The sequence below is a fragment of the Kitasatospora sp. NPDC001683 genome (genome assembly GCF_053596495.1).
In genome coordinates this window covers 1-25,521 of record NZ_JBSFGK010000048.1, presented here as the reverse complement: position 1 = coordinate 25,521, position 25,521 = coordinate 1, and the positions used below count along the sequence as shown (strand labels likewise).

Genomic DNA, 25,521 nt, shown 5'->3' with positions numbered 1-25,521 from the left:
ACGGATCGGGTGGCGGTGCGTGACCCTTGCTTCACCGGCCGGCCACGGACGGGCGCTGCCCTGGGCGCCGGCCCCGTACCGACCAGAGCGAACGCACCGACAGCAGGGAGCCGACGCTCAGCCAGGAGCACGCCGAGAACCCGCTGAGGACCGAGCCGGCCGAGCCGATGGACAGCACGCTGCCGACCGAGCCGATCGAGAGCACGGATCCGACCGAGCCGATGGACAGCAGCGAGCCGATGGAGCCGATGGAGCCGATCGAGCCGAGTGAGGCCCGGGAGCGGATCGAACGCACGGAAGCGGCCATGCGCCCGATCGTAGCCCGGGGACGGCTGCGGTTCAGCCCGCTCCCGATCCGCTCGGTCGATCCGTGCGGTCAGTCGACCCGCGCGACGAACAGCCCCTGCCCGAGCAGCCCCATCGGGTGCCCGTCCTCCGGCAGGGTGAGCACGGTCGGGCAGCCGGCGGCGGTGAGGGCGGCCCGCCAGTGGTCGGCCGGGTGGGCGGTGAGGCCCCGGGGATCGCCGGTGATCAGCAGGTCGAGCTGTTCGGTGACCGGCGCGAGCAGCAGCAGCCGGCCGCCGGGGGCGAGCAGTTCGACGAGCGCCGGGACCTCCTCCTCCGGGTGGCCGCCGGCGGTGGCGACCACGACGTCGTAGCGTCCGCCGTCGGGGGCGAGGTGATGGTCGGCGTTCTGCCGGGGCCGGGCGGCCAGGGCGCGGGCGATCGCGGTCTCGGCGCCGTCGCGGTCGAGTTCGAGCACCCGCAGTGTCTTCGGCCCGTCGTGGGCCTCGGCGGTGGCGCGCACCAGGGCGCCGAGCGCGGCGCCGAGGTAGCCGCGGGCGGCGGCCCAGCGGACCGGGGCGGCGGCGGGGCGGGGCGCCTCCTCGCCGGTGAGCAGCTTGGGCAGGCGCAGGGCGCCGCGCCGGACCCGGTCCAGGACGGTGGCGGTGCCCAGGCCGTCGGTCCAGGTCTCGACGGCGGGCCGCCAGGCGTCCCGGACCTCGGCGGCGGTGAGTTCGGGGGCGCCGTGGAAGAGCGGGCCCTGGGCGCCGCCGTCCTGGCGGGTGATCAGGCCGTGCCGGGCGAGGGCGTCGAGCCAGCGGGCGACCCGGGGGCGTTGGGCGGGGGTGACCAGGGCGGTGGCGAGGAGTTCGGGTTCCGACCAGCCGCGGGCGGGGTCGGTGAGCACGCCGGTCTGCTGGAGGGCGTGCAGCAGGGCGGTGAGGACGGCCCGGTCGAGGTGGGCGCCGAACTCGGTGATCTGTTCGGCGGTGATGCCGATGCTGTACTTCCAGGCGGCGGCGGTGGCGGCCTCGGTGGCGGCGCGCAGTCGGCGGTCGGCGGCCTCGGCCTGGCTGTGCGGGGCGCGGACGTGGGCGAGGACGGCGCCGAGGGCGTCGACGGCGGCGTACACGTCGTCCTGCCGGGGTTCGGGCCCGACGTGCAGGACCAGGCGCAGCGCGGCGAGGTCGTGCTCGGCCAGGCCGGGCTGGCGGCTGAGCTGCCAGAGCAGGGCGGAGGGCAGGCTGAGGTGGGTGGTGCCGTTGGCGGCGAGGGCGGTGAGCTGCTGTTCGGGCCGCTGGTCGGGGTCGGCGCAGTGCACGGTGCCGCCGGCCAGCAGGGTGGCGAGGGCGAGTTCGACGGCGAGGTCGGTGGCCGGGTGGAGCACGGTGTGCCGGATCGGCGGCGGGCCGAGGACGCCGGCCCAGTGGCGCAGCCGGTCCTCGGCGGCGCGGGCGGCGGAGGGCGGCAGGGCGGCGTGTTCGGCGACGCGTGCGGCGAGGGCCCGGGGCAGGCCGCCCGGCGGGGAGACGCCGAGCAGCAGGCCGATGCCGCTGATCGAGCGTCCGTCGGCGACGACGGCGGGCCGGTCGCCGAGCTCGCGCAGCGCGCTGACCAGCGCAGGGGTCGAGGCCAAGGTGATCACTCCGGGGTGCGGGGGAGAAGCCGCACTACTGAACCATGCGTGCAGGCCCGAAGCGGTCGCTGCCGAGTCAAAATTCCGTAATGATTTTCATATCGGCCAGCCAAGCGGTGGGAAGGATCCGGGTGCGAAGGCGTCGGAACTTCGCATTCCGGAACCGCTTGCGCAAGGCCTTGACAGGTGGTTCGGGTGCTGGGTTACTTGGCCTGGGCTTGCCCAGACCGAACGATCGGTTGGGTGCCCAGGATCGGCCGACCTGCGAAGGAGCGACGATGACGGGCAGCCCGCTCGAACCGGAACGACGCCTGGGCGAGCCGATTCCGCCCGCCCTCCTGGACGCCGGCGAGCGGATGGGCGTCGACGAACTGCGTGCCCATCAGCTCGACCGCCTCCGGGCCACCCTGCGGCACGCCTACCACAACGTCGAGCTCTACCGCCGCAAGTTCGACGCCGCCGGGGTGCGCCCCGAGGACTGCCGCACCCTGGACGACCTCGCCCGCTTCCCCTTCACCACCAAGGCCGACCTGCGCGAGGGCTACCCCTTCGGCATGTTCGCCGTCCCGATGGAGCGGGTCCGCCGGATCCACGCCTCCAGCGGCACCACCGGGCGCCCGACCGTGGTCGGCTACACCGAGAACGACCTGTCCGTGTGGGCCGACGTGGTCGCCCGCTCGATCCGCGCGGCCGGCGGCCGCCCCGGCCACAAGGTGCACATCGCGTACGGCTACGGGCTGTTCACCGGCGGCCTGGGCGCGCACTACGGCGCCGAGCGGGCCGGCTGCACCGTCATCCCGGCCTCCGGCGGCATGACCGCCCGGCAGGTGCAGCTGATCCAGGACTTCCGCCCCGAGATCATCATGGTCACCCCGTCCTACCTGCTCACCCTGCTGGACGAGTTCGAGAAGCAGGGCCTGGACCCGCGCGCCACCTCGCTGAAGGTGGGCATCTTCGGCGCCGAGCCGTGGACGGAGGAGATGCGCCGCGAGATCGAGGACCGGCTCGACCTGCACGCCGTCGACATCTACGGCCTCTCCGAGGTGGTCGGCCCCGGCATCGCCCAGGAGTGCGTGGAGACCAAGGACGGGCTGCACATCTGGGAGGACCACTTCTACCCGGAGGTCGTGGACCCGCTCACCGACCAGGTGCTGCCGCAGGGCGAGGGCGGCGAGCTGGTCTTCACCTCGCTCACCAAGGAGGCGCTGCCGGTCATCCGCTACCGCACCCGCGACCTCAGCCGGCTGCTGCCGGGCACCGCGCGGCCGGCCTTCCGGCGGATGGAGAAGGTCACCGGGCGCAGCGACGACATGATCATCCTGCGTGGGGTGAACCTCTTCCCGACCCAGATCGAGGAGATCCTGCTGCGCACTCCGGGCGTCGCCCCGCACTTCCAGCTGCGGCTGACCCGGCAGGGGCGGATGGACCACCTCACGGTGCGGGTGGAGGCCCGCCCGGAGGCGCCCGCCGAACTGCGGGCGGCGGCCCGGGAGTCGATCGTCCGGGCGGTGAAGGACGGCGTGGGCGTGACGGTCGCGGCCGAGGTGGTGGACCCGTACACGCTGGAGCGCTCGGTCGGGAAGATCAAGCGGGTGGTGGACGAGCGCACGTGAGAACAGGAGGTCGGAGGCGCACGGCTGTCCGGGGGGTGATGCCGTGCGCCTCCGACGTCTACAGAAATGTAGACGTTCAGTGGGCGGTGAGTCCAGCCGCCCGGCGGTGCGACCGCGCCGACAGGGCGAGGGCCACCGCCATCAGCACCGCCAGGGCCAGGCTGACCGGGCCGGTGCCCAGGCCGATGCCGCCGCGGTCGGCGCCCACGCCCAGCCAGTCCGCGAACGAGGCGCCCAGCGGGCGGGTCAGCACGTACGCCCACCAGAAGCCGGCCACCGGGCCCACCCAGCGGGCCCGGGAGGCCACCGCCGGGATGGCGATCAGCACGGCGAAGCCCAGCCCGGCCACCAGGTAGCCGAGGCCGAGGGTGGCCGCCGTCAGGTCGCCGAGCGCGGTGCCCAGGGCGAAGGTCAGCAGGACGGCCGCCCAGTAGAACAGCTCCCGGCGCAGCCCGGTCACCCGGTCGATCGCCAGCGAGCCCTCCACCAGGTGCCAGAGCACGAACAGCGCCGCCAGCGCCACCGCCAGCGAACCGGCCGACACCGCGTACGGGATGCCGAGCGCGACGTGCGCCACGTCGGCGACCATCGTGCCGAACACGCTCACCATCACCACGACCGCCCAGTACAGCCCGGGCACGCAGCGGCGGGTCCGCAGCTGCACCAGGAGGGTGACGGCCAGCAGCAGCCCGGCGGCGGCCACCGCCAGGGCCGGGTCGAAGGTCTTGGCGAGGAAGTCCGAGAGCGTCTCGCCCATGCCGGTGGTGAGGATCTTCACCAGCCAGAACCAGCCGTCCACGGCGGGGACCTTGCTGGCGGCCCGGACCTCACCGGGGGCGGCGGGGCGGGGCGCGGTCGGGGCGTACGAGTGGGCCACCTCAGCCCTCCGAGCCGTCGACGGCGGTGTTGGAGGTGAGCTGGCCGTCGGTGCCGTCCACCGTCACCAGGTGGCGCACCCCGTCCTGGCCGACGACCGTCACGGCCCAGGCCGCGCCGCCGCCCTGCTCGCTCACCCGGTGCAGCGACTCGGCGCGGCCGCCGGGGACGGCGGCCTGAGCCTTCTCCAGGGCGGCGGAGGCGGCGAGCGACGGAAGCGGGGCGGGCGCCTGGCCCTGCTGGTGCCTCCCGTGGTGGCCGCCGTTGCCGCGCCCCTCGTGCCCCTGCCCCTGCGCCTTGCCCTGCCCCTGCGCCTCGCCGCGCCCCTGCCCCTCGCCGTGCCCGTACTGGTGCCCGTTCCCGTCCTCGCTCCGGGCCGCCGCCTCGCGGTGCCCGTGCTCCCCGTGCCCCTCGTGCGCGGCCGCCGCGACCGCGAGCCCGCCCCCGGCGAGCAGCGCCACCGCCGCCACCGAGGCGGCTATCCGGCGCTCCCGCCCGCCGGTCCAGGCGCGCAGCCGCTCCGCGCGTCGGCGCCGGGGCGCGAGCGGCGGCACCTCGGGGATCTCCGGCTCGGCCCCGGGCTGCGGGGTGGTGGAGGACAGGGGGTCGGTCATCGGGCGTTCTCCTTGCCTCGTGCGGCGACTGCGCTCAGCTTCCGGCCCGGTACCGCCCGGGCCGCGCCCGGCGATCATGGCGGACCGTACCTGAACCTGCGCTTAAGCCGGGTCGGGAGCTCTCAGGAGCAGCTGGCACCCTGAACGGATGCACATACTCGTCGTGGAGGACGAACACCGGATGGCCACCGCGCTGCGGCGCGGTCTGGAGGCCGACGGCCACACCGTCGACACCGCCCACAACGGCCCCGAGGGCCTCGCCCTCGCCGAGCGCCACCCCTACGACGTGATCGTCCTCGACATCATGCTGCCCGGCCTCAACGGCTACCGGGTCTGCGCCCGGCTGCGCGCGGGCGGCTGCCGGGCCGGCATCCTGATGCTCACCGCCAAGGACGGCGAGTGGGACGAGGCCGAGGCCCTGGACACCGGCGCCGACGACTACCTCGCCAAGCCGTTCTCCTTCGTCGTCCTGCTCGCCCGGCTGCGCGCCCTGCACCGGCGGATCGACCGGCAGCGCCCCCGGCTGCACACCCTCGGGGACCTCGTGCTGGACGCCAACGCCCGCACCTGCACCCGGGCCGGCACCCCGACCAACCTGACCGCCCGCGAGTTCGCGATCCTGGAGCACCTGGCCGCCCGGGCCGGGACGGTGGTCTCCAAACGCGAGATCCTCGACCACGTCTGGGACGCCGACCACGACGCCGACCCGAGCATCGTCGAGGTGCACGTCCACGCCCTGCGGCGCAAGATCGACGCCCCCTTCGGCCGGGCCGCCCTGCAGACCATGCGCGGCGCCGGCTACCGGCTCGACCCGGCCGGCGGCTGAGGTGCGGCAACTCCCGGACAGGCTGCACGGGTCCCGTCGACTCCCGTACGCGCTGCGCCGGTTCGTCCCCCGGACGGTACGGGCCCGGGCCACCGCGGCCGCCGGTACGGTACTGGCCGCCGCGCTCGCCCTGGCCGGCGCCGGCCTGCTCGCCGCCGTGCACGCCGACCTGGTCGCCTCGGCCGCCTCCGCCACCCGGCAGCAGGCCGAGTCGGTCGCCCAACTCGCCGTCCAGGGACGGCTGACGCCCGACCTGCACGCCGGGCACGGCACCGACTTCCTGCAGGTCGTCGACGCCCGCGGCACCGTCCTCGCCGCCAGCCCCAACCTGGCCGGCCGCCCGGCCCTGGCCACCGCGCGGGGCACCGGCTCGCACACCACCGACGAGGTCGACCCGCTCTACGACCACCACCGCCAGCGGCTCGCCGTCGTCACCGCCGACACCCCGAACGGGCCGGTCACCGTCTACGCGGGCGCCTCGCTGCGCGCCGCCGACGAGGCCATGGACATCACCCAGGCCGGGCTCGCGGTCGCCTGCCCGCTGCTGCTGCTCACCGGGGTGGTGGTCACCTGGAAGGTCACCGGGCAGGCGCTGCGCCCGGTGGAGGCGATCCGCGCCGAGGTCGACGCCATCACCGGGCAGGACCTGCACCGCCGCGTCCCCGAGCCCGGCACCGCCGACGAGATCGCCCGGCTCGCCGCCACCATGAACGCGATGCTCGACCGGCTGGAGGCCTCCGGCCGCCGCCAGCGGCAGTTCATCGCCGACGCCTCGCACGAACTGCGCAGCCCGCTCGCGGTGCTGCGCACCCAGCTGGAGGTAGCCGACACCCACCCGGACCCGGCGGTCCGGGCCGAGCTGGTGCACGGCGCCCTGGAGGACACCGACCGGCTGCAGAACCTCGCCACCGACCTCCTGCTGCTCGCCCGGCTGGACGCCGGCGGCGCCGACGACCGACCCCGCCAGCGGATCGACCTCACCGACCTGGTCGCCACCACCGTCCTCGCCCGCCCGTCCGGCCCGCACCGGCGCACCACCGACCTCGCTCCCGAGGTCGCCGTCGACGGCATCCCGCTCTGGCTCGGCCGCCTGCTCACCAACCTGCTGGACAACGCCGAGCGGCACGCGGCGACCACCGTGCACGTCCGCCTGGGCACCGATCCGGCGCGCGGCCTCGCCCTGCTGGACGTCGAGGACGACGGCCCCGGCATCCCGCCCGCCGACCACGAGCGGGTCTTCGAACGCTTCACCCGCCTGGACGACGCCCGCTCCCGCGACCACGGCGGCACCGGCCTGGGCCTGCCGATCGCCCGCGACATCGCCCGCCACCACCACGGCACCCTCAGCATCACCCCGACCCCGACCGGGGCCCGGCTCACCGCGGCGATCCCCCTGGCGGCGGACGACTGAGGGGTGCCGGGGACCCGTTCGGCGCAGCCGGGATCGTGGTGGCGCCCGTTGCTTCCCAGACTCGGAGGACGAGGGCGTGGACTCGACCGGAGAGGCATCCCCCATGAGCATCGGGCTTCGTCGCATCCTCGCGGTGGCCGCAGTGGTCTCCCTCGGCCTGGGCGCCGCCTCCTGCGGCAGCGCCAAGCAGGCCTCCTCCGGCGGCGGGGGCTCCGCCGCCGCGAGCGGCAGCGCCGGAGGCGTCGCGGCGGGAGCCGTCCGGATCGGCCTGCTGCTCCCCGAGACCAAAACGACCCGCTACGAGCAGTTCGACCGCCCGCTGATCGAGAAGAAGATCAAGGAACTGGCGCCGCAGGCACAGATCGACTACTACAACGCCAACCAGGACGCGACCCTCCAGCAGACCCAGGTCGACACCGCGCTCACCAAGGGCGACCACGTGCTGGTCCTGGACGCGGTGGACTCCAAGTCGATCCGGTCCTCCGTCCGGAAGGCCCACGACGCGGGCGTCAAGGTGCTCGCCTACGACCGGCTCGCCCAGGGCCCGGCCGACGCGTACGTGTCCTTCGACAACCACGAGGTCGGCCAGCTGCAGGGCCAGGCGCTGGTCGCGGCGGTGGGCGGCAAGGCGAACGCGGGCGAGATCTTCATGATCAACGGCTCGCCCACCGACCCCAACGCGGCCGACTTCAAGGCCGGCGCGCACAGCGCGATCGACGGCAAGCTGAAGATCGGCAAGGAGTTCGACACCCCGCAGTGGGACCCGAACACCGCCAACCAGGAGGCCGCCGCCGCGATCACCGCGATCGGCGGGAGCAACGTGGTCGGCGCCTACTCGGCCAACGACGGGATGGCCGCCGGTGTCGCGACCGCGCTCAAGGCGGGCGGCCTCAGCGTCCCGCTCACCGGCCAGGACGCCCAACTCGACGGCATCCAGCGGATCGTGGCCGGCACCCAGACCATGACGATCTACAAGCCGTTCAAGCCGGAGGCCGACGCGGCCGGCGAGATCGCGGTCGCCCTCGCCTCGGGCAAGGCGCTGGATCCCAAGCTCGTGCCGACCGCGGTGACCAGCGGCAGCGGCCACAAGGTGCCGGCCGACCTGATCACCCCGGTCGTCGTCACCAAGGACGACATCAAGACCACCGTGGTCCAGGACGGCCTCTACACCGTCGGCCAGATCTGCACGCCCGACTACGCCGCCGCTTGCCGGAGCGCCGGCCTCCAGTAGTCCACCACCGGCTCGGAGCAGGGGAGTTGGTCACTGTGACAGGTGAGACCGTACTCGCCCTGCGCGGGGTCTCCAAACGGTTCGGCGCCGTCCAGGCGCTCACCGACATCGAACTGGAGGTGCACACCGGCGAGGTGGTGGCCCTGGTCGGCGACAACGGCGCCGGCAAGTCCACCCTGGTCAAGGCGATCGCCGGGGTGCACCAGCCCGACGAGGGCGCCATCGAGTGGCGGGGCAGGCCGGTGATCATCCACCGGCCGCAGGACGCCCAGCAGTTGGGCATCGCCACGGTCTACCAGGACCTCGCGCTGTGCGACAACCTCGACGTGGTCGGCAACCTCTTCCTCGGCCGCGAGCTCCGGCGCTTCGGCATCCTCGACGAGGTCGCGATGGAGAAGCGCGCCCGAGCACTGCTGGACACCCTCTCCATCCGCATCCCCAGCGTGCGCATCCCGATCGCCTCGCTCTCCGGCGGCCAGCGCCAGGTCGTCGCGATCGCCCGCGCGCTGATCGGCTCGCCCAAGGTCGTGATGCTGGACGAACCGACCGCGGCCCTCGGCGTCGAGCAGACCGCCCAGGTGCTCGACCTGGTCGAGCGGCTGCGCGAGCAGGACCACGGCGTGATCCTGATCAGCCACAACATGGCCGACGTGATGGCCGTCGCGGACACCGTCGCGGTGCTGCGCCTGGGCCGCAACAACGGCGTCTTCGACAAGCGCCGCACCAACCGGGAAGAGATCATCGCGGCCATCACCGGCGTCACGGACAACGCCGTGACCCGCCGCCGGGCCCGTGGCCAGGAGGGGTCCCAGTGAGCGAGTACCGGCCCGGGAGCACCCCCGGCGGAGAACCCGGGCGCCGCCACCGGCTGCCCGAGGACAGCATGCCCACCGGCGGCGTCAACGCGCCCGTACCGGTGGCCCCGGACGCCACCCCCGCGGTCGACCCCCGGCTGATCGTCCGACAGGAGGGCGTCAAGGGCTACCTGGGCGAGTTCCGCCGCCGGAGGAGCAGCGGCGAACTGGGCTCGCTGCCCGTGGTGCTGGCCCTGATCGTGATCTGGGCGGTGTTCGGCAGTCTCAACAGCACCTTCCTGTCCGCCCAGAACCTCTCCGACCTGTCCCAGCAGATCGTCGGCACCGGCATGATCGCGATCGGTGTCGTCTTCGTGCTGCTGCTCGGCGAGATCGACCTCTCGGTCGGCTCGGTCAGCGGCCTGTGCGCGGCGGTCTTCGCCGTGCTCGACGTCTCCGACGGCGTCAACCAGTGGGTCGCCCTGATCACCGCGATCGCCGGCGGCGCCATCGTCGGCGCGATCCACGGCGTCTTCTTCGCCAAGGTCGGCGCCCCGGCGTTCGTCGTCACCCTGGCCGGCAACCTCGGCTGGAACGGTCTGATGCTCCAGATCCTCGGCGCCACCGGCACCGTCAACCTCTCGGGCAAGGACATCGTCTCCAGGCTCTACAGCACCATTTACGGCCAGCAGATCGCCGCCTACGGCACGGCGGTGGTCGGCGTCGCGCTGTTCCTGCTCGCCTCGCTGGTCGACGCCCGCCGGCGCCGGACCGCGGGAGTGCCGTTCCGGCCGGTCGCCGACATCGTGCTGCGCACCGTCCTACTGGCGATCACCGCCTTCCTCGTCGCGTACACCCTCAACCAGTACAAGGGGCTGCCGCTGGCCCTGCTGGTCTTCCTGATCTTCATCGTGGTGCTGGACTTCGTGCTGCGCCGCACCTCCTACGGTCGGCAGGTGTTCGCACTCGGCGGCAACATCGAGGGCGCCCGCCGGGCCGGCATCAACGTGGCCTGGATCCGGATCAGCGTCTTCACCATCTGCTCCACCATGGCGGCGATCGGCGGCCTGTTCCTGGCCGCGCAGATCCAGTCCGCCAGCCAGACCTCCGGCGGCGGCAACCTGCTGATGAACGCCATCGCGGCGGCCGTCATCGGCGGCACCAGCCTGTTCGGCGGGCGCGGCAAGACCTGGTCGGCGCTGCTCGGCGCGCTGGTGATCGGCTCGATCCAGTCCGGGATGAACATCCAGGGCCTGAGCAACGCCCTCCAGTTCATGATCACCGGTGCGGTGCTGCTGGCCGCCGTCGTGGTCGACTCGCTGGCCCGGCGCACCCGGCGGGCGGCCGGGCGGGCGTGAGTCCCTTGCCGCCGGGCGCGACCGGGGCCTGACTGGCCCTATGCTGCGGGGCATGCCGAGTGAGCTGCGAACTCTCGGGGCCGGCACCGACCCCGCCTTCATCCGGCGGGAGACGGAGCTGACGCCCGTCCCCTTCGTGCCCGAGATCCGTCTGCACATGGCGCAGGACGCCATCGCGCTGTGGGAGACCACCGAGCGCGAACGCGGCCTGCCGGGACTGCCACCGCCGTTCTGGGCGTTCGCCTGGGCCGGCGGGGTGGCGGTCGCGCGCTACGTGCTGGACCACCCCGAGCTGGTCGACGGACGGGCGGTGCTGGACATCGCCGCCGGGTCCGGACTGGTCGGGGTGGCGGCCGCGCTGCGCGGCGCCAGGGAGGTGCGGGCCGCCGAGATCGACGCCTACGCGGTCTCCGCCATCGAACTGAATGCCGAGGCCAACGGCGTACGGGTGGCGGGCGCGCTGGTCGACCTGGTGGACGGGGACGGTGCACCCGCCGAGGTGGTGCTCGCCGGGGACGTCTTCTACGAGCGGGCCATGGCCGCCCGCTTCCTGCCCTTCCTGGAACGGGCCGCCGCCCGCGGCGCCACCGTGATCGTCGGCGACCCGGGCCGGGCCTACCTGCCCCGCGAGCGGTTCACCGCGGTCGCCGCCTACCAGGTGCCGGTGGTGGCGGACCTGGAGGACACCTCGGTCAAGACCACCACGGTGTGGCGTCTCGGCTGACCGTCCGGGGCCCGGGGACTCCCGGCGGCGTCGGCCGAACTCCCATTCGGATGGCCGCCCACGCTGGCGGCCGTCCGTGGGGCGTGGTGCGCTGGGGCCGATGCGCGGGCGAACGATCACGTTCCGTCACGCCGTCGAATCCCGTCCACCCCACCCGACAGGGGACCACCATGACCATGACCGAGAACGACCTCAGGCTCGACTCCACCGAGGCCGCCGCCGACGTGCTGGCCGGCGTGCACGACTTCGAGCAGGCCCTCGCCTTCTACCACCAGCACCTGGCCCCGGACACCGCGACCAACCTGTCCGTCGCGGAGAACGTCCTGCTCTACCAGCAGTCGATGGACACCGAGGTCTTCAAGAAGATCAAGCTGATCCCCGAGCGGAACATCCAGTACATGGCCTCGGCCGGCACGCCTCAGCTGCGCCAGCAGGTCGCCGACCTGCTCGGCCGGGCGTTCGGCCGCACCGTCTCGAAGGACGACGTCTTCGGCTGCGCCGGGGTCTCCTCCGCGCTGGAGTGCATCGCCTTCGGGCTGATGCGCAAGGGCGCGGGCACCCCGGCGCTCAAGCCCAAGGACGAGGTGCTGATCCCGGCGCCGTACTGGCAGGGCTTCAACTGGTCCTTCGAGGAGCGGCCCAAGCTGAAGTGCGTCCCGGTGAACCTGCCCACCACCGGCAAGGACCGCTACCGGCTCACCCTGGACCTGATCGTCCACGCGTACGAGGCCCGGCAGAAGGCCGGCCACCGCCCGCGGATGCTCGTGCTGACCAACCCGCACAACCCGCTGGGCGTCAACTACGACAAGAAGCTGCTCGAGGAGATCTACGCCTGGGCGATGGCGTACACCGACATGCACATCATCTCGGACGAGATCTACTGTCACTCCCAACTCGACGGCTCCAAGACCCCGTTCACCAGTGCGGTGGCCCTGGGGGCGTACTCCGGGTTCGCCGACCGGATCCACGTGGTGTGGGGTTTCGCCAAGGACTTCGGGCTGTCCGGCTTCCGCACCGGCTTCGTGGTCTCCAAGAACCCCGCCGTGCACCGGGCCATGCTGGGTAACAGCGACCCGGCCGAGAAGACCCACCCGCTGCCCTGGTTCACCCCGTTCGACTCGCTGAAGACCTACGTCATCGGGGAGTTGCTCGGCGCCCAGCACAACGGCGAGCCCTACACGACGTTCGCGATGAAGAAGTACCCCGAGCTGCTCAGCGACAGCTTCCGCGACGTGAGGCAGGCGCTGGACGCGGCCGGGATCAAGTACGTCCACCGGGAGGGCGAGAACGCCGCGATGTTCTTCTGGCTGGACCTCACCAAGTACCTCGGCAAGCGCGTCGACCACGACCACGCCGAACTGCCGGTGATCGGCCCGGACGGGCTCGACCCGAACGAGAAGTGGCTGTTCGACTACCTCGCCGCCAAGCCCACCGAGGTCACCCTGCTGCCCGGCGGCGTCATGCACAACCCGGCCCCCGGGTTCTTCCGGCTCTGCTTCACCGCCCGCCCCGCCAAGGAGGTGGTGGATGCCGTGCAGCGGATGGCCACCGCCCTGGGCAAGTTGAAGTAGGCGTGGGGTGTGTGCGGCCCCCGGGGCGGGGGCCGCACACCCGGGTCGTCAGCCGCGCAGGCGGGCCAGCCAGGCCTCGACCTCGTCGGAGCGGCGCGGGAGGTCGGCGGAGAGGTTCTCGTTGCCGTCCTCGGTGACCAGGATGTCGTCCTCGATCCGCACCCCGATGCCCCGGTACTCCTCCGGCACCGTCAGGTCGTTCTGCTGGAAGTAGAGCCCCGGCTCGACGGTGAGCACCATGCCCGGCCGCAGCTGACCGTCGACGTGCTCCTCGGTGCGCGAGTGGGCGCAGTCGTGGACGTCGATGCCGAGCATGTGGCCCGTCCCGGCCAGGGTGAAGCGCCGGTGCAGGCCCAGCTCGTACACCTTGTCGGCGGTGAGGTCGCCGAACAGGCCCCAGGCGGTGAGGTGTTCGGCGAGCGCGCGCTGGGCGGCGTGGTGGAAGTCGCGGAACCGCGCGCCGGGCTTGACCGCCGCGATGCCGGCCTCCTGGGCGGCGTACACCGCGTCGTAGACCTTGCGCTGGATGTCGGTGAAGCGGCCGGAGACCGGCAGGGTGCGGGTCACGTCGGCGGTGTAGAGCTCGTTGGTCTCCACGCCCGCGTCGAGCAGCAGCAGGTCGCCCGGGCGGGCCTGGCCGTTGTTGCGCACCCAGTGCAGGGTGGTGGCGTGCGGTCCGGCGGCGGCGATGCTGCTGTAGCCGACGTCGTTGCCCTCCAGCCGGGCGCGGACGAAGAAGGTGCCCTCGATCAGCCGCTCCGGCGTCTCGGCGTCCGAGTGGAGGACGCGCACCACGTCCTCGAAGCCGCGGGCGGTCGCCTGGCAGGCGAAGCGCAGCTCGGCGATCTCGAACTCGTCCTTCACCAGGCGCATTCCGGACAGGAAGACCTCGAAGTCCGCGTCCCGCTCGGCGGTCGTCCGCTCCCGCAGGGTCGCCTCCACCCCGGCGTCGTGTCCGCGCAGCACCCGGACCGGGGCGGTGGCGGCGGCCAGGTCGGCGCGCACCGTGCGGACGTCCCGGCAGGGCAGGCCGAGCAGTTGCTCGCTCTCGGTCAGGCTGTTGCGGCGACCGTCCCACAGCTCGCCGTGGCCGTCCAGCCAGAACTCGCCGCTCTCGATGTCGGAGCGGTTGCGCAGGTAGAGCACGGCGTGGTGGCCGCTCTGCCCGGTGGGCTCCAGCACCAGGACGGCGTCCTGGGACTGGTCACCGGTCAGGTAGACGTAGTCGGAGGAGGGGCGGAACGGGTAGTCGGTGTCATTGGCCCGCACCTTGGGGTTGCCGGACGGGACCACCAGCAGCTCGCCGGGGAAGGCGGCGGACAGCGCGGCCCGGCGGCGCTCGGTGTGCGCGGCCTGCGGGATCGGCTCCAGGTCGTGGCGCTCGGTGTCGGCCCAGCCGTGCTTCATGCTCTCGGCGAGCTCCTCGGTCACCCCGCGCGTGAGGCCGTTCTTGCGGTACTTGATGGGCGGGGTGGACTCGGTGGGCTGGGCGGGCTCGGTGGGCTCGGTCACAGCGGACTCTCCAGAGGGGGAAACGGCGCGGCGTCGCGCCGACCTGCCGGGTACGTAACAAGCGTTGTGTACCGTATATCGAACGGCGTCCGAAGAGAAGGGGCGGGCACACCCCGTCCGGGCCCCCGCTCCCCTCGTGGCGGGGGCCCGGACGTCGACCCCCGGAAGGATGCCGAGCGTGGTGGGCGGGTGGCGATGCATTAGCCTCTGGGCCTAAAGGTCAAGAAAGCGCCAGGTCGGGGCGTGGGGAAGCACTGGGGAGAGTTCGTGCTCGCACTCAGGTTCGGGGTCGCGGACCTCGCCAACACCCGCTTCGCCGTCTCCCCGCTCGACCACCTGCTCACCGGCGCCGCGCAGCACGGCGTCCACACGTGCCTCGGGCTGCGCCGCGACCGCTGGTGGCGCGAGATCAGGCGCCACGTCCCGCAGCGCGCCGCCCCCTTCCTCGACCTGGTCAACGCCAGCCCCGCCGGGCTCCCCAACTTCATGGGCGCGGACCTCGACGGCGTCCGCCGCCGGCTCACCGACGAACTCGACGCCGTCCTCGCCGTCCCGCAGCAGACCTTCGAACACGACCTCGCGATGTACGGCACCGCGACCCAACTTCCCGTCGCACTCGCCCGGTTGCGCGACGACGGCGCGCGCGGCCTGCGCCGGATCACCGACGGCGCCTGGGCCCTGTTCCACAGCTGCCTCGCCCCCCACTGGCCCGAGATCAGCCGCCGACTGGAAGCCGACATCGCCGACCGCGCCCGAACCGCCGCCCGCGCCGGCGTCGGCGCGATGCTCGACTCGCTGCACCCGAACGCGCACTGGCGCGACGAGGGGGTACTGGAGTGCACCCTCGGCGACCCGTCGGGCGACTTCGCCCTCGGCGGCCGCGGACTGGAACTGCGCCCCAACTACTTCGTCCAGAACGGCATCGGCCTGCTGCTGGCCGAAGGCCGCCCGAGCCTGCTGGTCCACCCGCTCGCGACGCGGGGCGGCGCGTCGGCGAAGCCGGCGCCCGCCTCCGCCGACGGCCTCGCCGCCGTCCTCGGCCCCGCCCGGGCCCGCGCCCTGCGTGCCATCGAGGCCGCTCCCTGCTCCACCACCGAACTCGCCCGGCTGCTCGGCATCAGCCCGCCCTCCGCCTCCGCCCATGCCGCCGCCCTGCGCGCCGCCGGGCTGATCACCACCCGGCGGGACGGCAAACAGGTCCGCCACGCGCTCAGCGAAGTCGGGCACGACCTGCTGCTCGACAACCCGGAGGCCGCCGCGCGGACGGGTGCGGAGCTCAAGTCGATCGGGCGGCCCGCGTGAGCCAGTACTACGAGCTCGGCGGCGAGACGCTGTGGAACCCGGCCACCGGCGCCTCCCGGCTTTTCCTGCGTCAGTTGGCCGACTTCGAGGCGGAGCTGGAACTGCCCTCGGGCATCGGGCCGATGGTCAATGACGAAGCCCGGATCGACCCGGTGGCCTTCGGCGCCTTTGCCCGCGCACTGCTGGTCTGGTACCAGCGGACCACCCACGGCGTCATCCGCGCGCTCTCCGCGGGCTTCGTCGCGACGACCCTGGCCCTCGCCGAGCGCGCGGGTGTCGCGGTGGACGAGGAGCTGACCGACCGGCAGTTGAGTGCGATTACCTGGGAGGTCTCCCGGTCCATGGCGCGATGACCGGCGCGCCCCGAGCGTGCGTAGCGGTCAGCAATGTCAGTCGATGACGAACGGTGCACTGTGCACGGTCGGGTCACTGCTTGCGGTGAAGAAGGCCGTTGAAGGCCGTTCGGGGCCCAGGAGTTCAGATGTCGCCGAGCTCGCCGGACTTGATGCCGGCGATGAATGACTGCCAGGCGTCCATGCCGAAGGCGAGCTGAGGGCCGTCGGGGTCCTTGCTGTCGCGGACGGGGAGAACGCCCGGGAGGCCGGGAGCGACCTCGACGCAGTCCCCACCGCCGTTGCTGTACGAGGACTTCATCCAGGAGTTGGGCTTGACGGCCGTGATGGGGGTCATGGCGTGGAACTCCTTGAGACGGGTGCGGATGAAAGTCAGTGAGTCCGCACATGAGAGGGCTTGGGTCTGGAGCCAATCGTAAGTCCTTGCGAGGGAACGGATCTCCTTCTCGTCATCGCGCTCGACGTAGCCCCGTTGGATGGTTTCGAGGTAGGCCATCCATCTCTCGTCCGTGGAGGTAAGGAGCATGAACGGCCAGGTCGTTGGGAGGTGCTCACCGAGGCTGGACGGTGCGATCTGCAGCTTGACATGCGGAAGGCTGGCCACGCTCTCCAGGCGGCGAAGCTGTTCGGCCATGACGAAGGGGCCGCCGACGGGCCGCAGGCAGCTCTCCTCCATCACGACGTGGATCGAGGGAGCCGGTTCCCGGTACAGCAAGGCTTGCCGTGCCATCCGGACATTCAGGCGCTCGCTGACCTTCTCCTGAGGGATCTCGCCTCGCTGGGCTGCGGCGCCGATGAGCGCGGAGGCGTAGCCCCGCGTCTGGAGCAGTCCGGGGATGACGTTCAGCTGGAAGATCTTGAGAGCGGTGGCCTTGGTCTCGTGCTCGATGTAGGCGAGGAATCCGCCGATGAGAGTGCTGCCCTTCGTGCTCCAGTACAGGAGTTCAAGCGCCCCGCAGGTGTCGAGCACCTTGTCGGCCCGCCGTAGCAGCTTCAGTGGAGCGGGACGTTCGCCGTTCTCGATCAGGGAGATGAGCGAGTCGCTGTAGTTGATCAGCTTCCCGAGTTCGACCTGTGTGAGGCCCCGCGCCTTGCGGAACCGGCGCAGTTGGGCGCCGATGGCCTCGTTCGGGGTGAGGGCTGGGTCAATTTCCTGCTGGGGCACGGTGATCACGCCATTCCACAATGCTGGCTGTCAAAGTCAAGCTCTTCCGCCGCTTGCTGCAATTGGACACTCTTGGTGAGGAGTTGGCAACAGAGAGGAGTTTTTTCGGTGGATATGACAAACACTCAATCTGGCGAGAGCCTCATCCTGCGGCGGAACTTCCCGCCCTGCCGGTGCCCGCAGTGCGGCGATTCCGTCCCCGAAGCGCGCATGGCCACCCACGCCATCGCCCCGGCGACGCCGCCCGCTCGGCGGGTGGCGCCGCCCTCCAACCCCTACCGGCCCTCCACCATCGGCGAGCGGGTCTTCGACGTCCGCTCCGGCCGCTGGGCCGCATTCATGGGCTGGCAGCACGGACGCGCCTTCCTCCGGCCGCCCGGCGGTGGCATCGAGTGGGACACCGAAGCGCGCTGGATCACGAACACCGAACAGTGAGATGCCCCATGAGCAGCATGATCGACAAGATCACGGCCGAGGACCGTCGCACCGCGGCCGACATCCTCGACGACCTCCAGGCCGTCCTGCACGCCGCCGACGTCAAGCTCCCCTCCCTCGGCATCGACTGGCGCTCGGCCAAGGCCACCGGCGTCATCCTGATCGACCTCGGCGCGGCGCGACCGGACGTCATCGAGCGCCTGGTCGTCGTCCTCCGCAGGGGCATGCGACCGTAATCGCCTCCGGCGTCATCGCCGTTGGAAGCCTCCTCCTCGCAGGCGTCGTCATTCTCACGATCCCTGACGACATCTCCCCGGCGGCAGGTGCGCTGGTGTTCGTCCTCGTCTTCCTCACCACCTCCACAGGTGGATTCGCGCTCGTCGCCGGATGGATGAGGGTTCACACATGAGAGCGCGGGCTTCGAGGTGACCTCGAAGCCCGCGCCGAAAGTCAGAACGCCGGCCATTCGGAGAACTTTCCTTCCCGGGCGAGACCAGCCCACGCTTCGCGTGCGGCCCTGAGCCGGGCGTAGCGTTCGCGGGCTTCCATGTCCGATGCGTTCTCCAGACCACTGGTGTCGTGACCCCAGGCCTTCAGTGCGTCCAGGACCCGATCGCGCTGGTAGCGGTCCGTGTTGGTGGCCAACAGGCGGTGGGCGTGGCCGGTCAGCTCGTCTCGGTGCGCCGTGAGATCGGGGTGTTCGGCGAGGGGGATGGCGGTGACGAGGGCCGTGTCGCGCACGCGCGCGTCGTCGTGGGTGAGGTGGGGGCGGACGGCGGCGAAGATCGCCGGCCGCTGTTCCCGGAATGCGCGCATGTCCACGCACACGAAGGGGCCGCCCGTACTGTCGGGGAGCTCGGCGAGGGCGAGGCACTCGTCGTCGGCGTCGTAGGCCGTGTCGCCGAGCCATTTGAGCAGCGTCACCAAGGTCGGCTCGTCGGCGTCATGGCCGATGTCGTCCATCGCGAGGGCCGGGTCGCCGAGGACGCCGGCGATGTAGAGCGCCACCGGCGTGGTGGCCTCGTAGATGGTGTTCTGGTGGATGACCTGCCCGAGCGCGTGCGTGACCGCGTGTGCCCTGACGGCCGGGTCGGGGTCGAGGAGACGAGCCAGGGCGGCCGGCAGGGATTCGCCCGTGCCGAAGGCGGTCTGGAGGCAGGCCCAATCCGTTTCGGTCAGGAGCGTCTGATGGTGAGGCGGCAGCTTGTCGGTCACCGGCGGAGGTTACAAGACGGGCGGTGCGGGCTTCGAGAGGTCTCGAAGCCCGTACCCAGAACCTTGACTACGCAAGGGAGTTGGCGGATCCTCGGTGCCATGACCGTGCCTCCGCAGCCGCCTTCGGGCCCTTCCCGGGCCAACGCCGTGGCCGTGCTGCTGCTCGCGGCCGTGGCCGTCGGCTCGCTGGCTCTGCCGTGGGCCTCGTACAGCGGAGAGAGCGGCAGTCTGGAGGCGTCCGGCTTCGACCTCCTGAACGGCCACCGATGGGCCACGGAATTCCTCGGTGACTCCGTCGCCTGGATGCGGGCTCTGGAGTGGATCGGCATCGCGCTGGTCGGCCTGTCGTTGCTGCGCCTGCTCGGATCGGCTGTCCGCCTGGCCGGTCTGGCGCTGCTCCTGGCGGCCGGGGCGGGTGGCGCCGCGGTGGGTTCGCTGGTGCAGTTCCACAAGGTGCTGGAGGATGCCGGGGCCTTCGCGCCATCCATGGAGGCGGGTCCCGTGGTCGCGGTGGCTGCCGGGGTGCTGTGCTTCCTCGTCGCCTGCTTCGGCCCTGCCGCTCAGCGACGCTGAGCGGCAGGGCCTCGCACTCCTCACCCCCGGTGCACCTGCTGCCGCAGCGCACCCCGCTGGCCGACCTGGAGGTCGCCGGCACCACCATTCCCAAGGGCGTCCCCGTGGTACTCGCGCTCGCCTCGGGCAACCGTGACCCGAAGCGGTTCCGCGACCCCGACCGATTCGACCCCACCCGCGCGGACAACCAGCACCTCGGTTTCGCAGCGGCGTCCACATCTGCTACGGCGCGCCCCTCGCCCGGATCGAGGCCCAGATCGCCCTGGGTGCGTTTCTCCCCCGCCTCGGCACCGCGACCCTCCTCGAGGACCCTCCCCCTACCGGTACAGCCCCGTGCTGCGCGGACCCCGGCACCTTCCCGTCGTCCGCGTGACCAGGGGAAACACGTCCATCACGGCCGACGGGACAACGGCCTCCCACCGCGGACCGGAATGGGCTCCCCAAGCCTGTGGTTGTAGGTCTGCAAAGGTGATTCCAACCGGCTTCGAGGAGTTCTCATGACTCCGTCGTTGAATGGCTCGACCGCCCTGGTCACCGGCGCGACCAGTGGCATCGGCCGGGCGATCGCGCAGGTTCTGGCTGAGCGGGGCGCGCACGTGGTCGTCTCCGGCCGCGATGCCGCCCGTGGGGAGCAGGCCGTACGGGAGATCCGTGCGGCAGGCGGGAAGGCCGACTTCGTCCAGGCAGACCTGGGCAGTGTGGCCGCCGCCCGCCGACTGGCCCGCGAGGCGAGGCAGCTGACCGGCGGCATCGACATCCTGGTCAACAACGCGGGCATCTATCCGTTCGCCGGCACCGTCGACACCACCGAGGAGGTCTTCGACCAGGTCTTCGACGTCAACGTCAAGGCGCCCTTCTTCCTGACCGCCGAGCTGGTTCCCGCCATGGTCGACAAGGGTGGCGGCGCGATCGTCAACGTGAGCTCCCTCGCGGCCGACAAGGCCGTGGTCGGGGCCACCGCCTACGGTTCGAGCAAGTCCGCGGTCAACCAGCTCACCCGGATCTGGGCGGCCGAGTACGGCCCGGCCGGCGTACGGGTCAACGCCGTCCTCCCAGGCGTGACCGAGACCGAAGGCGTGCAGGCCGCGCTCCCCGATGAGGATCGCAGCGAGCTCGTCGCCATGACCCCCGCCGGCCGGGTCGGCCTGCCCAGCGAGGTCGCCGAGGCCGTGGCCTACCTGGTGTCCGACGCGGCCTCCTACGTCAACGGCGCCCTGCTCACCGTGGACGGTGGAGCGTCCGTGCGCTGACCCCGTCCGCCCACGACAGGCGACGCGGGCAGGGCAGACCCCACGGTCCGCTCACAGACCGGGTGCCTGGAAGCCGTTCAGGTACCAGAAGGGGGCGGCGTACCAGATCAGGGCGATCGCGGTGACGAGGGTGCCGCCGGCGACGGGGAGCGCCCAGCCGGGCCAGCGGCGGTGCCGGACCACGATGACCTTGGCGACGAAGGCGCCGTAGAGGAAGCAGCCGGTGAGCGAGTGCAGCGCCACACGGCTGTCGGTGAACTGGACGCCGTAGGCGGTGATGCAGTGCCGGGCGATGGGCAGGGAGAGGAGGAAGGCGGTCAGGCCGATGAGACGGTGCGTGGTGTGAACCGGGTGCGGTGCGGCTCGCAGTGCGGGCAGGCGGCCGTAGATCCACAGGCCGAGGAGCAGTTGAATCAGCGCCAGGCCCAGGAGTGCTGATCCCAGTTGGGCTTTCAGCAGCTGTGCGTCAGTGCCGCGATTCCCGAAGAGGCTGGTCTCGTAGTCGGGGGTGTGTACCCGGCCGTACCAGAAGAGGCCGGCCACCACCGCTACGGGCAGGAGAAGCCACATGACGTCATGGAGCCGTCGATGGCCGGTGGAGGGAACGAGGCCCTCCACGGGCTCGGCCGCCGCCGCCAGCGCGGGCTGCCAGGCCACGAGGATCAGCAGGGTGAGCGCCTCGGCGATGAGGCTGAGCAGGGCTTGTGGGGTGGGGCGCAGGCCGTTCTCGGAGAAGCCGAACAGCCCGGTGGTTCGGGATGCGGCGAACCCGGCGAGCGTGCAGACGGCGATCGCGGCGGCGGCGATCCGCAGGAGCGGGGGTGCCGCCAGCAGGAGGAGTGCGGCCGCTGCGAAGGCGGTGCTGGCCTGTAGCAGGAACAGCGGGCCGATGACGTGGACGAGGCGGTATCCGTCGATGTAGAGCTGGGCGTGGATGTATCCGCTCGCCGCGAGCGTGGCGGCGAGCACCAGGCGCAGTGCGAGGGCGGGCAGGCTCCGGGTGTTCATGCGAGCGTCTTGTCCTTGATGGCCAGTTCGTGGCTGCCCTGCCAGTAGTTGACGGTGCGGACGCCGATCGCGTCCTTGAGGCGGCCGGCGGGCAGTACCACCGGAAGTGGGGCGGGGCCCTCGCCGGGTTTGGGGAACGGGTAGCAGGTGGGGCGGGCCGAGTGGAAGGTGATGTTGCCCTCGGTCTTGCTGAACAGCTGGTGGACGTGCCCGTTGAGGCACGTGACCGAGGAGAAGCGGCGGAACATCGACAGCAGCTGCACCGCGTCGTCGGTGCCCCAGCCCCACGTCGGATACATCGCGAACAACGGGATGTGACTGAAGATGACGATGGGGGTGTCCGAGGACAGGCCGGCGATGTCCTTGCGCACGAAGTCGATCTGGTCGTTGCCCAGGTGGCCGAGTTGCTCCAGGTGCAGCGTGTTGACCAGTGCGATGAAGTGCACACCGTGGGTGTCGAAGCTGTACCAGCCGTCGCCCAGGGTGTTCTGTCCGAAGGCCTGTCGGTAGGCGCGTGGTCCGTTGTCTCCGATCGAGTCGTGCTCGCCCGGTACGGCGAAGACCCGGTCGGTGTCCAGTTGCGACAGCATCTGCTTGACCTGATCGAACTGGGCGGGGGTGGAGAGGTGCGTCAGGTCGCCGCTGTGCATGACGAAGTCGGGTCGGAACCCGAGGGAGTTGACCTGGTTGATCGCTGCGGCGAACGTCCCGGTGACGTCCATGTTGGCCGGGCCCTGGAAGCCGATGTGGCTGTCGGAGACCTGCACGAACCGCAGGTCCGCACTGCTTGCCGGGGCCGCGTTCGCCGATCCGGGGATGTGACTGATCACCTCTCCCGCGGTGACCGTCAGGACGACGGCACCACCGAACCAGGCGGAGTGCCGCATGAGCTGGCGGCGGGTCATGCCGTACTCGCCGCCGCCGTCGGGAGTGTCCTCGGTCATGGCGTCACCTCCACGGTGGCGGTCATGAACGGGTGGATGGTGCAGTAGTAGGGGTAGGTGCCGGGTTGGGTGAACGTGTAGCTGTAGGTTTCGTTGGTGGCCAGGGCTGCCGACTGCAGTGGCCCGCCCGATCCTTGCTTGCTGGTGACGGTGTGGGCGTCGGGGTCGGTGTTGGTCCAGGTCACCTTCGTACCCGCCTTGACCGTCAGAGTGGGCGGGGAGAACGCGAAGTTCTTGATCGTCACCGCGTCGGCGGCCGCTGGAGCGGACGGCTGGCCGCTGGTAGGTGAGGTCGAGGACGTGCTCGGCGGTGCGCTGACAGCGACCGTACCGCTCGTTCCGGAGGCACCGGGAAATCCCGCCAGGCTCGTCTGGCCGGGTCCGGGACTCAGCGCGCCGGCGGGTTCCGGGTGTGACGATCCGCCGCACGCGCTGAGCAGTCCGAGCGCTCCGGCAACGGCGACAGCGGCCAGGCACACCGTACGCGACCGCCGGAGCGGCGGAGAGCAGCTCGTATTCATGACCATCGTTCCTTCTGCGCGTCCCCGGCCGCACGGGCGGGTGACATCCAGGATCAGTCCGGGACCGGTCCTCTCGGACAGACAGACGACCGCGTTACACCCGCCGGGGATGCCGGAAGGGGGTGCGACCCGGCGGGTCACTCTATGTGAGCGGACAGCACCTTCCGTGGAGCGAAACGAGTTCCACGGCGGAGTCTCGTCGTTTCACCCCGGCGGCGGGCAACGGGACGCCTCAAGCAGGCCAGGGGCGTTCGGTGCCCGCTGACAGCGTCGATGACCGAGCCCGTTAGGGTGCAGGTGGATTGAGTGTCACGTCGAGGGTGGGGAGAACATGCAGGTCGTCATCGGATTCGTGCTGGGATGCCTGGTCACCGCCGCGACGTTGCGGATCCAGGCGGGGGCCGCGGCGCGGCTGGCCCAGAGCGCCGCGGACCGCGCAGCCAAGGCGGCCGTCGACGCCCAGGTCGCGGCGGAGTCGACCAGGGTGATGACCAACCGTGTTGTGGAGCTGGCCCGGGCCGTGCAGCCGCCGACCCGCACCGCGCTGTTGGGATCGGTCCACGCGGGGCTGGCGCAACTGGAGCAGCGCAAGCGGGCGGCTGAGCCCCGGGACGCGGTGCCGTGGGATGCCGCGCTCTGAAGGCGCGGGCTTCGAGGGGCCTCGAAGCCCGCGCCGAAAGGTCAGAGCGCGGACGGCGGGGATTCGCCGTGCCGGATTCGAGTGGCTCAGACGCCGTTGAGGGCGTAGTTGCGGAAGGTGGCGAGCAGGGGGAGGACTTCGGTCTTGCTCGGGTCCTCGGTGACGGCCCGCATGGCGTCGATGACCGTGTGGGCGATGATCTTGGTGGTGGGGAGGTCGTCGGGGGTGGCGACCGTGCCCCAGGCCTTGAGGGTCTGGGTGAGCAGGGCGCTCATCCGGGCGCCGATGTTGGCGCTGACGGCGTCCGACAGTTCGGCGATCTCCTCGTCGCTCATGGTGGACCGCAGGCCGAAGGCCAGCGCCATCAGGGTGTCCATCGCGTGCTCGCCGTACGCGGCGACCAGCGCCGGCAGCGACTGCTCCTCGGCCCCGCCCGCCGCAAGGGCGGACAGGGCCTCGTCGTCGTCCTTCCACGCCGCCTCGAGGGCGGCCAAGGCCCGCAGGGCCTCGTCCACGGTCAGGCCGTCTGTCATCTGACGCCTCCAAGGAAACCCCGGCCTTCAGGCCGGGGAGGAATTGGATCGCCCGCGTAGCGGGACAGGGACAGCCGATTCGCCGCCAAGGCCGAATCGGTGTTTCCGGTAGGTGATTTGATCAGCTGTCATGCAGGAATTAGTGTCTCTTGCGTGAAGACCGTTGTGCAGGTGAAGCTGGAGCCGTCGGCCTGTCAGGCCGACGCGCTTGCGGCGACTCTGCGTGCGTGTAACCGGGCTGCGAACCGCGCCTCCGTGGTGGCGTTCGAGTCCGGTGAGCATCGGCGTAACGGTCTGCATCACCGGGTGTACCGGGATCTTCGGGAGTCGTCGGATCTGTCGGCGCAGCCGGTCATTCTGACGATCAAGAAGGTCTGCGACGCCTATGCGACGTTGAAGGCCAACATCCGTGCCGGGAATCTCGGCCCGAAGGGCTCGAGGCGCCGCAACAAGGCCGAGTCGAAGCCGATCAGCTTCCGTGAGGACGCGGCGCAGGCGTTCGATGACCGGTGCTTGAGCTGGAACACCGATGGCCGCACTGTGTCGATCTGGACGACCGCCGGTCGGTTGAAGGGCATTGGGTTCGTATGCTCGGAGGGTGCGGCGAAGATGATCGCCGACCACCGGCAGGGCGAATCCGACCTGGTGTTCCGTGACGGCTCGTGGTACCTGTTCGCGACCTGCGACATCCCCGCGCCGCCCGTGACAGAGCCAACCGATTGGCTCGGGGTGGATCTCGGGATCGTCAACATCGCCACCACCAGCGACGGGCAGGTCATGTCCGGGCGCAGGCTGGAGCGGTACCGCAAGCGGATGCGCGCCCTGACGGCGAAGTTGCAGGCGAAGAAGACCAAGAACGCCAAGCGCCGGTTGAAGGCCATCAAGCGGCGTGAGCGACGTTTCGCGACCGACACCAACCACTGCATCTCCAAGACTCTCGTACAGACCGCTGAACGCACCTCGCGCGGGATCGCCCTGGAAGACCTGACGGGCATCCGCGAGAGGGTCAAGGCCAAGCACGACCAGCGGTACCGACTCCACTCGTGGGCTTTCGCGCAGCTGGGTGCGTTCGTCCAGTACAAGGCCGAGCGCGCCGGGGTGGCGGTGGTCCACGTGGACCCCCGCAACACC

At 71.5% G+C, this 25,521-nt stretch carries 27 protein-coding genes and 1 pseudogene; 17 read left to right on the top strand and 11 right to left on the bottom strand.

Going from position 1 to position 25,521, the window contains the following annotated elements; genetic code table 11:
- Positions 1-31: 31 nt before the first annotated feature.
- Complete coding sequence (locus ACWCYO_RS24515) at positions 32-307, bottom strand: hypothetical protein (protein WP_449785391.1); 276 nt, start codon at positions 305-307, stop codon at positions 32-34.
- A 69-nt stretch (positions 308-376) separates the two neighbouring features.
- The gene (locus tag ACWCYO_RS24510; protein WP_270149135.1) at positions 377-1,921 is read right to left on the bottom strand and encodes an acyl-CoA synthetase family protein; all 1,545 of its coding nucleotides are present in this window, start codon (positions 1,919-1,921) and stop codon (positions 377-379) included.
- 278 nt (positions 1,922-2,199) lie between these two features.
- On the opposite strand from ACWCYO_RS24510, the gene paaK reads away from it, so the two are divergent.
- On the top strand, positions 2,200-3,534 hold the full coding sequence (gene paaK / locus ACWCYO_RS24505; protein ID WP_270149137.1) for a phenylacetate--CoA ligase PaaK: 1,335 nt from the start codon (positions 2,200-2,202) through the stop codon (positions 3,532-3,534).
- Between the two features lie 76 nt (positions 3,535-3,610).
- Here the strand turns inward: paaK and ACWCYO_RS24500 are convergent, their stop codons facing one another.
- On the bottom strand, positions 3,611-4,411 hold the full coding sequence (locus tag ACWCYO_RS24500; RefSeq protein ID WP_270149139.1) for a COG4705 family protein: 801 nt from the start codon (positions 4,409-4,411) through the stop codon (positions 3,611-3,613).
- Position 4,412: 1 nt separating this feature from the next.
- Positions 4,413-5,024 (bottom strand): hypothetical protein, encoded by a 612-nt coding sequence (locus ACWCYO_RS24495; RefSeq protein ID WP_449785390.1) that lies wholly within the window; start codon positions 5,022-5,024, stop codon positions 4,413-4,415.
- A gap of 148 nt (positions 5,025-5,172) precedes the next feature.
- On the opposite strand from ACWCYO_RS24495, the gene ACWCYO_RS24490 reads away from it, so the two are divergent.
- The 7 genes from ACWCYO_RS24490 (at position 5,173) to ACWCYO_RS24460 (ending at position 12,939) form a co-directional block, all read left to right on the top strand.
- The gene (locus tag ACWCYO_RS24490) at positions 5,173-5,850 is read left to right on the top strand and encodes a response regulator transcription factor (RefSeq protein ID WP_270149143.1); all 678 of its coding nucleotides are present in this window, start codon (positions 5,173-5,175) and stop codon (positions 5,848-5,850) included.
- A gap of 1 nt (position 5,851) precedes the next feature.
- Positions 5,852-7,261 (top strand): sensor histidine kinase, encoded by a 1,410-nt coding sequence (locus tag ACWCYO_RS24485; RefSeq protein ID WP_270149144.1) that lies wholly within the window; start codon positions 5,852-5,854, stop codon positions 7,259-7,261.
- 103 nt (positions 7,262-7,364) lie between these two features.
- Positions 7,365-8,492 (top strand): substrate-binding domain-containing protein, encoded by a 1,128-nt coding sequence (locus ACWCYO_RS24480; protein WP_270149145.1) that lies wholly within the window; start codon positions 7,365-7,367, stop codon positions 8,490-8,492.
- A 35-nt stretch (positions 8,493-8,527) separates the two neighbouring features.
- Positions 8,528-9,307 carry an ATP-binding cassette domain-containing protein gene (locus ACWCYO_RS24475; protein WP_405000750.1) on the top strand — a complete coding sequence of 260 codons (780 nt, stop codon included), beginning with the start codon at positions 8,528-8,530 and terminating at the stop codon, positions 9,305-9,307.
- A gap of 68 nt (positions 9,308-9,375) precedes the next feature.
- Complete coding sequence (locus ACWCYO_RS24470; protein WP_449785405.1) at positions 9,376-10,644, top strand: sugar ABC transporter permease; 1,269 nt, start codon at positions 9,376-9,378, stop codon at positions 10,642-10,644.
- 52 nt (positions 10,645-10,696) lie between these two features.
- Positions 10,697-11,368, top strand: a complete 672-nt coding sequence (locus ACWCYO_RS24465; RefSeq protein ID WP_270149151.1) for a class I SAM-dependent methyltransferase — start codon at positions 10,697-10,699, stop codon at positions 11,366-11,368.
- Positions 11,369-11,538: 170 nt separating this feature from the next.
- Positions 11,539-12,939, top strand: coding sequence for a pyridoxal phosphate-dependent aminotransferase (locus ACWCYO_RS24460; protein WP_449785389.1), 1,401 nt, complete (start codon positions 11,539-11,541; stop codon positions 12,937-12,939).
- Between the two features lie 48 nt (positions 12,940-12,987).
- Here ACWCYO_RS24460 and ACWCYO_RS24455 read toward each other — a convergent pair whose 3' ends face one another.
- Complete coding sequence (locus ACWCYO_RS24455) at positions 12,988-14,451, bottom strand: aminopeptidase P family protein (protein WP_449785388.1); 1,464 nt, start codon at positions 14,449-14,451, stop codon at positions 12,988-12,990.
- Between the two features lie 267 nt (positions 14,452-14,718).
- Here ACWCYO_RS24455 and ACWCYO_RS24450 point away from each other — a divergent pair, with 267 nt between their 5' ends.
- Entirely contained in the window at positions 14,719-15,753 is a 1,035-nt protein-coding gene (locus tag ACWCYO_RS24450; protein ID WP_449785387.1) for a winged helix-turn-helix domain-containing protein, read from the top strand.
- Positions 15,750-16,106: a DUF6086 family protein gene (locus ACWCYO_RS24445; protein ID WP_449785386.1), complete on the top strand. Its 357-nt coding sequence runs from the start codon at positions 15,750-15,752 to the stop codon at positions 16,104-16,106. The genes ACWCYO_RS24450 and ACWCYO_RS24445 overlap by 4 nt, the downstream gene beginning before the upstream one ends.
- 124 nt (positions 16,107-16,230) lie before the next feature.
- On the opposite strand, the gene ACWCYO_RS24440 is transcribed toward ACWCYO_RS24445, so the two are convergent.
- Positions 16,231-17,280: a helix-turn-helix domain-containing protein gene (locus ACWCYO_RS24440; RefSeq protein WP_270149160.1), complete on the bottom strand. Its 1,050-nt coding sequence runs from the start codon at positions 17,278-17,280 to the stop codon at positions 16,231-16,233.
- A 201-nt stretch (positions 17,281-17,481) separates the two neighbouring features.
- Here ACWCYO_RS24440 and ACWCYO_RS24435 point away from each other — a divergent pair, with 201 nt between their 5' ends.
- Together ACWCYO_RS24435 and ACWCYO_RS24430 are read left to right on the top strand one after the other, a co-directional pair.
- Positions 17,482-17,706 (top strand): hypothetical protein, encoded by a 225-nt coding sequence (locus ACWCYO_RS24435; RefSeq protein ID WP_449785385.1) that lies wholly within the window; start codon positions 17,482-17,484, stop codon positions 17,704-17,706.
- 8 nt (positions 17,707-17,714) lie between these two features.
- Positions 17,715-17,942, top strand: a complete 228-nt coding sequence (locus ACWCYO_RS24430) for a hypothetical protein (protein WP_449785384.1) — start codon at positions 17,715-17,717, stop codon at positions 17,940-17,942.
- Between the two features lie 214 nt (positions 17,943-18,156).
- On the opposite strand, the gene ACWCYO_RS24425 is transcribed toward ACWCYO_RS24430, so the two are convergent.
- Positions 18,157-18,921: a hypothetical protein gene (locus ACWCYO_RS24425; RefSeq protein ID WP_449785383.1), complete on the bottom strand. Its 765-nt coding sequence runs from the start codon at positions 18,919-18,921 to the stop codon at positions 18,157-18,159.
- Positions 18,922-19,074: 153 nt separating this feature from the next.
- Between ACWCYO_RS24425 and ACWCYO_RS24420 the strand changes: the two genes are divergently transcribed.
- From ACWCYO_RS24420 to ACWCYO_RS24410, 3 genes and pseudogenes are all read left to right on the top strand, one after another.
- Positions 19,075-19,494 carry a hypothetical protein gene (locus ACWCYO_RS24420; protein ID WP_449785382.1) on the top strand — a complete coding sequence of 140 codons (420 nt, stop codon included), beginning with the start codon at positions 19,075-19,077 and terminating at the stop codon, positions 19,492-19,494.
- Positions 19,495-19,517: 23 nt separating this feature from the next.
- Positions 19,518-19,857 (top strand): annotated as a pseudogene (locus ACWCYO_RS24415) (cytochrome P450); the annotation flags it as partial.
- A 134-nt stretch (positions 19,858-19,991) separates the two neighbouring features.
- Positions 19,992-20,744 (top strand): SDR family NAD(P)-dependent oxidoreductase, encoded by a 753-nt coding sequence (locus ACWCYO_RS24410; protein ID WP_449785381.1) that lies wholly within the window; start codon positions 19,992-19,994, stop codon positions 20,742-20,744.
- Positions 20,745-20,795: 51 nt separating this feature from the next.
- Here ACWCYO_RS24410 and ACWCYO_RS24405 read toward each other — a convergent pair whose 3' ends face one another.
- The 3 genes from ACWCYO_RS24405 to ACWCYO_RS24395 are packed head-to-tail and all read right to left on the bottom strand — an operon-like array spanning position 20,796 to position 22,941.
- The gene (locus ACWCYO_RS24405) at positions 20,796-21,752 is read right to left on the bottom strand and encodes a DUF6529 family protein (RefSeq protein ID WP_449785380.1); all 957 of its coding nucleotides are present in this window, start codon (positions 21,750-21,752) and stop codon (positions 20,796-20,798) included.
- Positions 21,749-22,696 (bottom strand): metallophosphoesterase family protein, encoded by a 948-nt coding sequence (locus tag ACWCYO_RS24400; protein WP_449785379.1) that lies wholly within the window; start codon positions 22,694-22,696, stop codon positions 21,749-21,751. Before ACWCYO_RS24400 ends, ACWCYO_RS24405 begins: the two co-directional genes overlap by 4 nt.
- Positions 22,693-22,941: a cupredoxin domain-containing protein gene (locus ACWCYO_RS24395; protein WP_333493523.1), complete on the bottom strand. Its 249-nt coding sequence runs from the start codon at positions 22,939-22,941 to the stop codon at positions 22,693-22,695. Before ACWCYO_RS24395 ends, ACWCYO_RS24400 begins: the two co-directional genes overlap by 4 nt.
- Positions 22,942-23,548: 607 nt before the next feature.
- On the opposite strand from ACWCYO_RS24395, the gene ACWCYO_RS24390 reads away from it, so the two are divergent.
- On the top strand, positions 23,549-23,857 hold the full coding sequence (locus tag ACWCYO_RS24390; protein WP_270149177.1) for a hypothetical protein: 309 nt from the start codon (positions 23,549-23,551) through the stop codon (positions 23,855-23,857).
- Positions 23,858-23,943: 86 nt separating this feature from the next.
- Here ACWCYO_RS24390 and ACWCYO_RS24385 read toward each other — a convergent pair whose 3' ends face one another.
- The gene (locus tag ACWCYO_RS24385) at positions 23,944-24,390 is read right to left on the bottom strand and encodes a hypothetical protein (RefSeq protein WP_270149178.1); all 447 of its coding nucleotides are present in this window, start codon (positions 24,388-24,390) and stop codon (positions 23,944-23,946) included.
- Between the two features lie 153 nt (positions 24,391-24,543).
- Here ACWCYO_RS24385 and ACWCYO_RS24380 point away from each other — a divergent pair.
- On the top strand, positions 24,544-25,521 hold a 978-nt coding region (locus ACWCYO_RS24380; protein WP_449785378.1), incomplete at its 3' end, for an RNA-guided endonuclease InsQ/TnpB family protein.

Excerpts from the sequence above, each read along its gene's own strand:
- ACWCYO_RS24515 (WP_449785391.1), bottom strand. The coding sequence starts at position 307 with ATGGCCGCTTCCGTGCGTTCGATCCGCTCCCGGGCCTCACTCGGCTCG.
- paaK (WP_270149137.1), top strand. The coding sequence starts at position 2,200 with ATGACGGGCAGCCCGCTCGAACCGGAACGACGCCTGGGCGAGCCGATT.
- ACWCYO_RS24495 (WP_449785390.1), bottom strand. The coding sequence starts at position 5,024 with ATGACCGACCCCCTGTCCTCCACCACCCCGCAGCCCGGGGCCGAGCCG.
- ACWCYO_RS24490 (WP_270149143.1), top strand. The coding sequence starts at position 5,173 with ATGCACATACTCGTCGTGGAGGACGAACACCGGATGGCCACCGCGCTG.
- ACWCYO_RS24480 (WP_270149145.1), top strand. The coding sequence starts at position 7,365 with ATGAGCATCGGGCTTCGTCGCATCCTCGCGGTGGCCGCAGTGGTCTCC.
- ACWCYO_RS24470 (WP_449785405.1), top strand. The coding sequence starts at position 9,376 with ATGCCCACCGGCGGCGTCAACGCGCCCGTACCGGTGGCCCCGGACGCC.
- ACWCYO_RS24465 (WP_270149151.1), top strand. The coding sequence starts at position 10,697 with ATGCCGAGTGAGCTGCGAACTCTCGGGGCCGGCACCGACCCCGCCTTC.
- ACWCYO_RS24460 (WP_449785389.1), top strand. The coding sequence starts at position 11,539 with ATGACCATGACCGAGAACGACCTCAGGCTCGACTCCACCGAGGCCGCC.
- ACWCYO_RS24435 (WP_449785385.1), top strand. The coding sequence starts at position 17,482 with ATGGCCACCCACGCCATCGCCCCGGCGACGCCGCCCGCTCGGCGGGTG.
- ACWCYO_RS24430 (WP_449785384.1), top strand. The coding sequence starts at position 17,715 with ATGAGCAGCATGATCGACAAGATCACGGCCGAGGACCGTCGCACCGCG.
- ACWCYO_RS24410 (WP_449785381.1), top strand. The coding sequence starts at position 19,992 with ATGACTCCGTCGTTGAATGGCTCGACCGCCCTGGTCACCGGCGCGACC.
- ACWCYO_RS24405 (WP_449785380.1), bottom strand. The coding sequence starts at position 21,752 with ATGAACACCCGGAGCCTGCCCGCCCTCGCACTGCGCCTGGTGCTCGCC.
- ACWCYO_RS24400 (WP_449785379.1), bottom strand. The coding sequence starts at position 22,696 with ATGACCGAGGACACTCCCGACGGCGGCGGCGAGTACGGCATGACCCGC.
- ACWCYO_RS24390 (WP_270149177.1), top strand. The coding sequence starts at position 23,549 with ATGCAGGTCGTCATCGGATTCGTGCTGGGATGCCTGGTCACCGCCGCG.
- ACWCYO_RS24385 (WP_270149178.1), bottom strand. The coding sequence starts at position 24,390 with ATGACAGACGGCCTGACCGTGGACGAGGCCCTGCGGGCCTTGGCCGCC.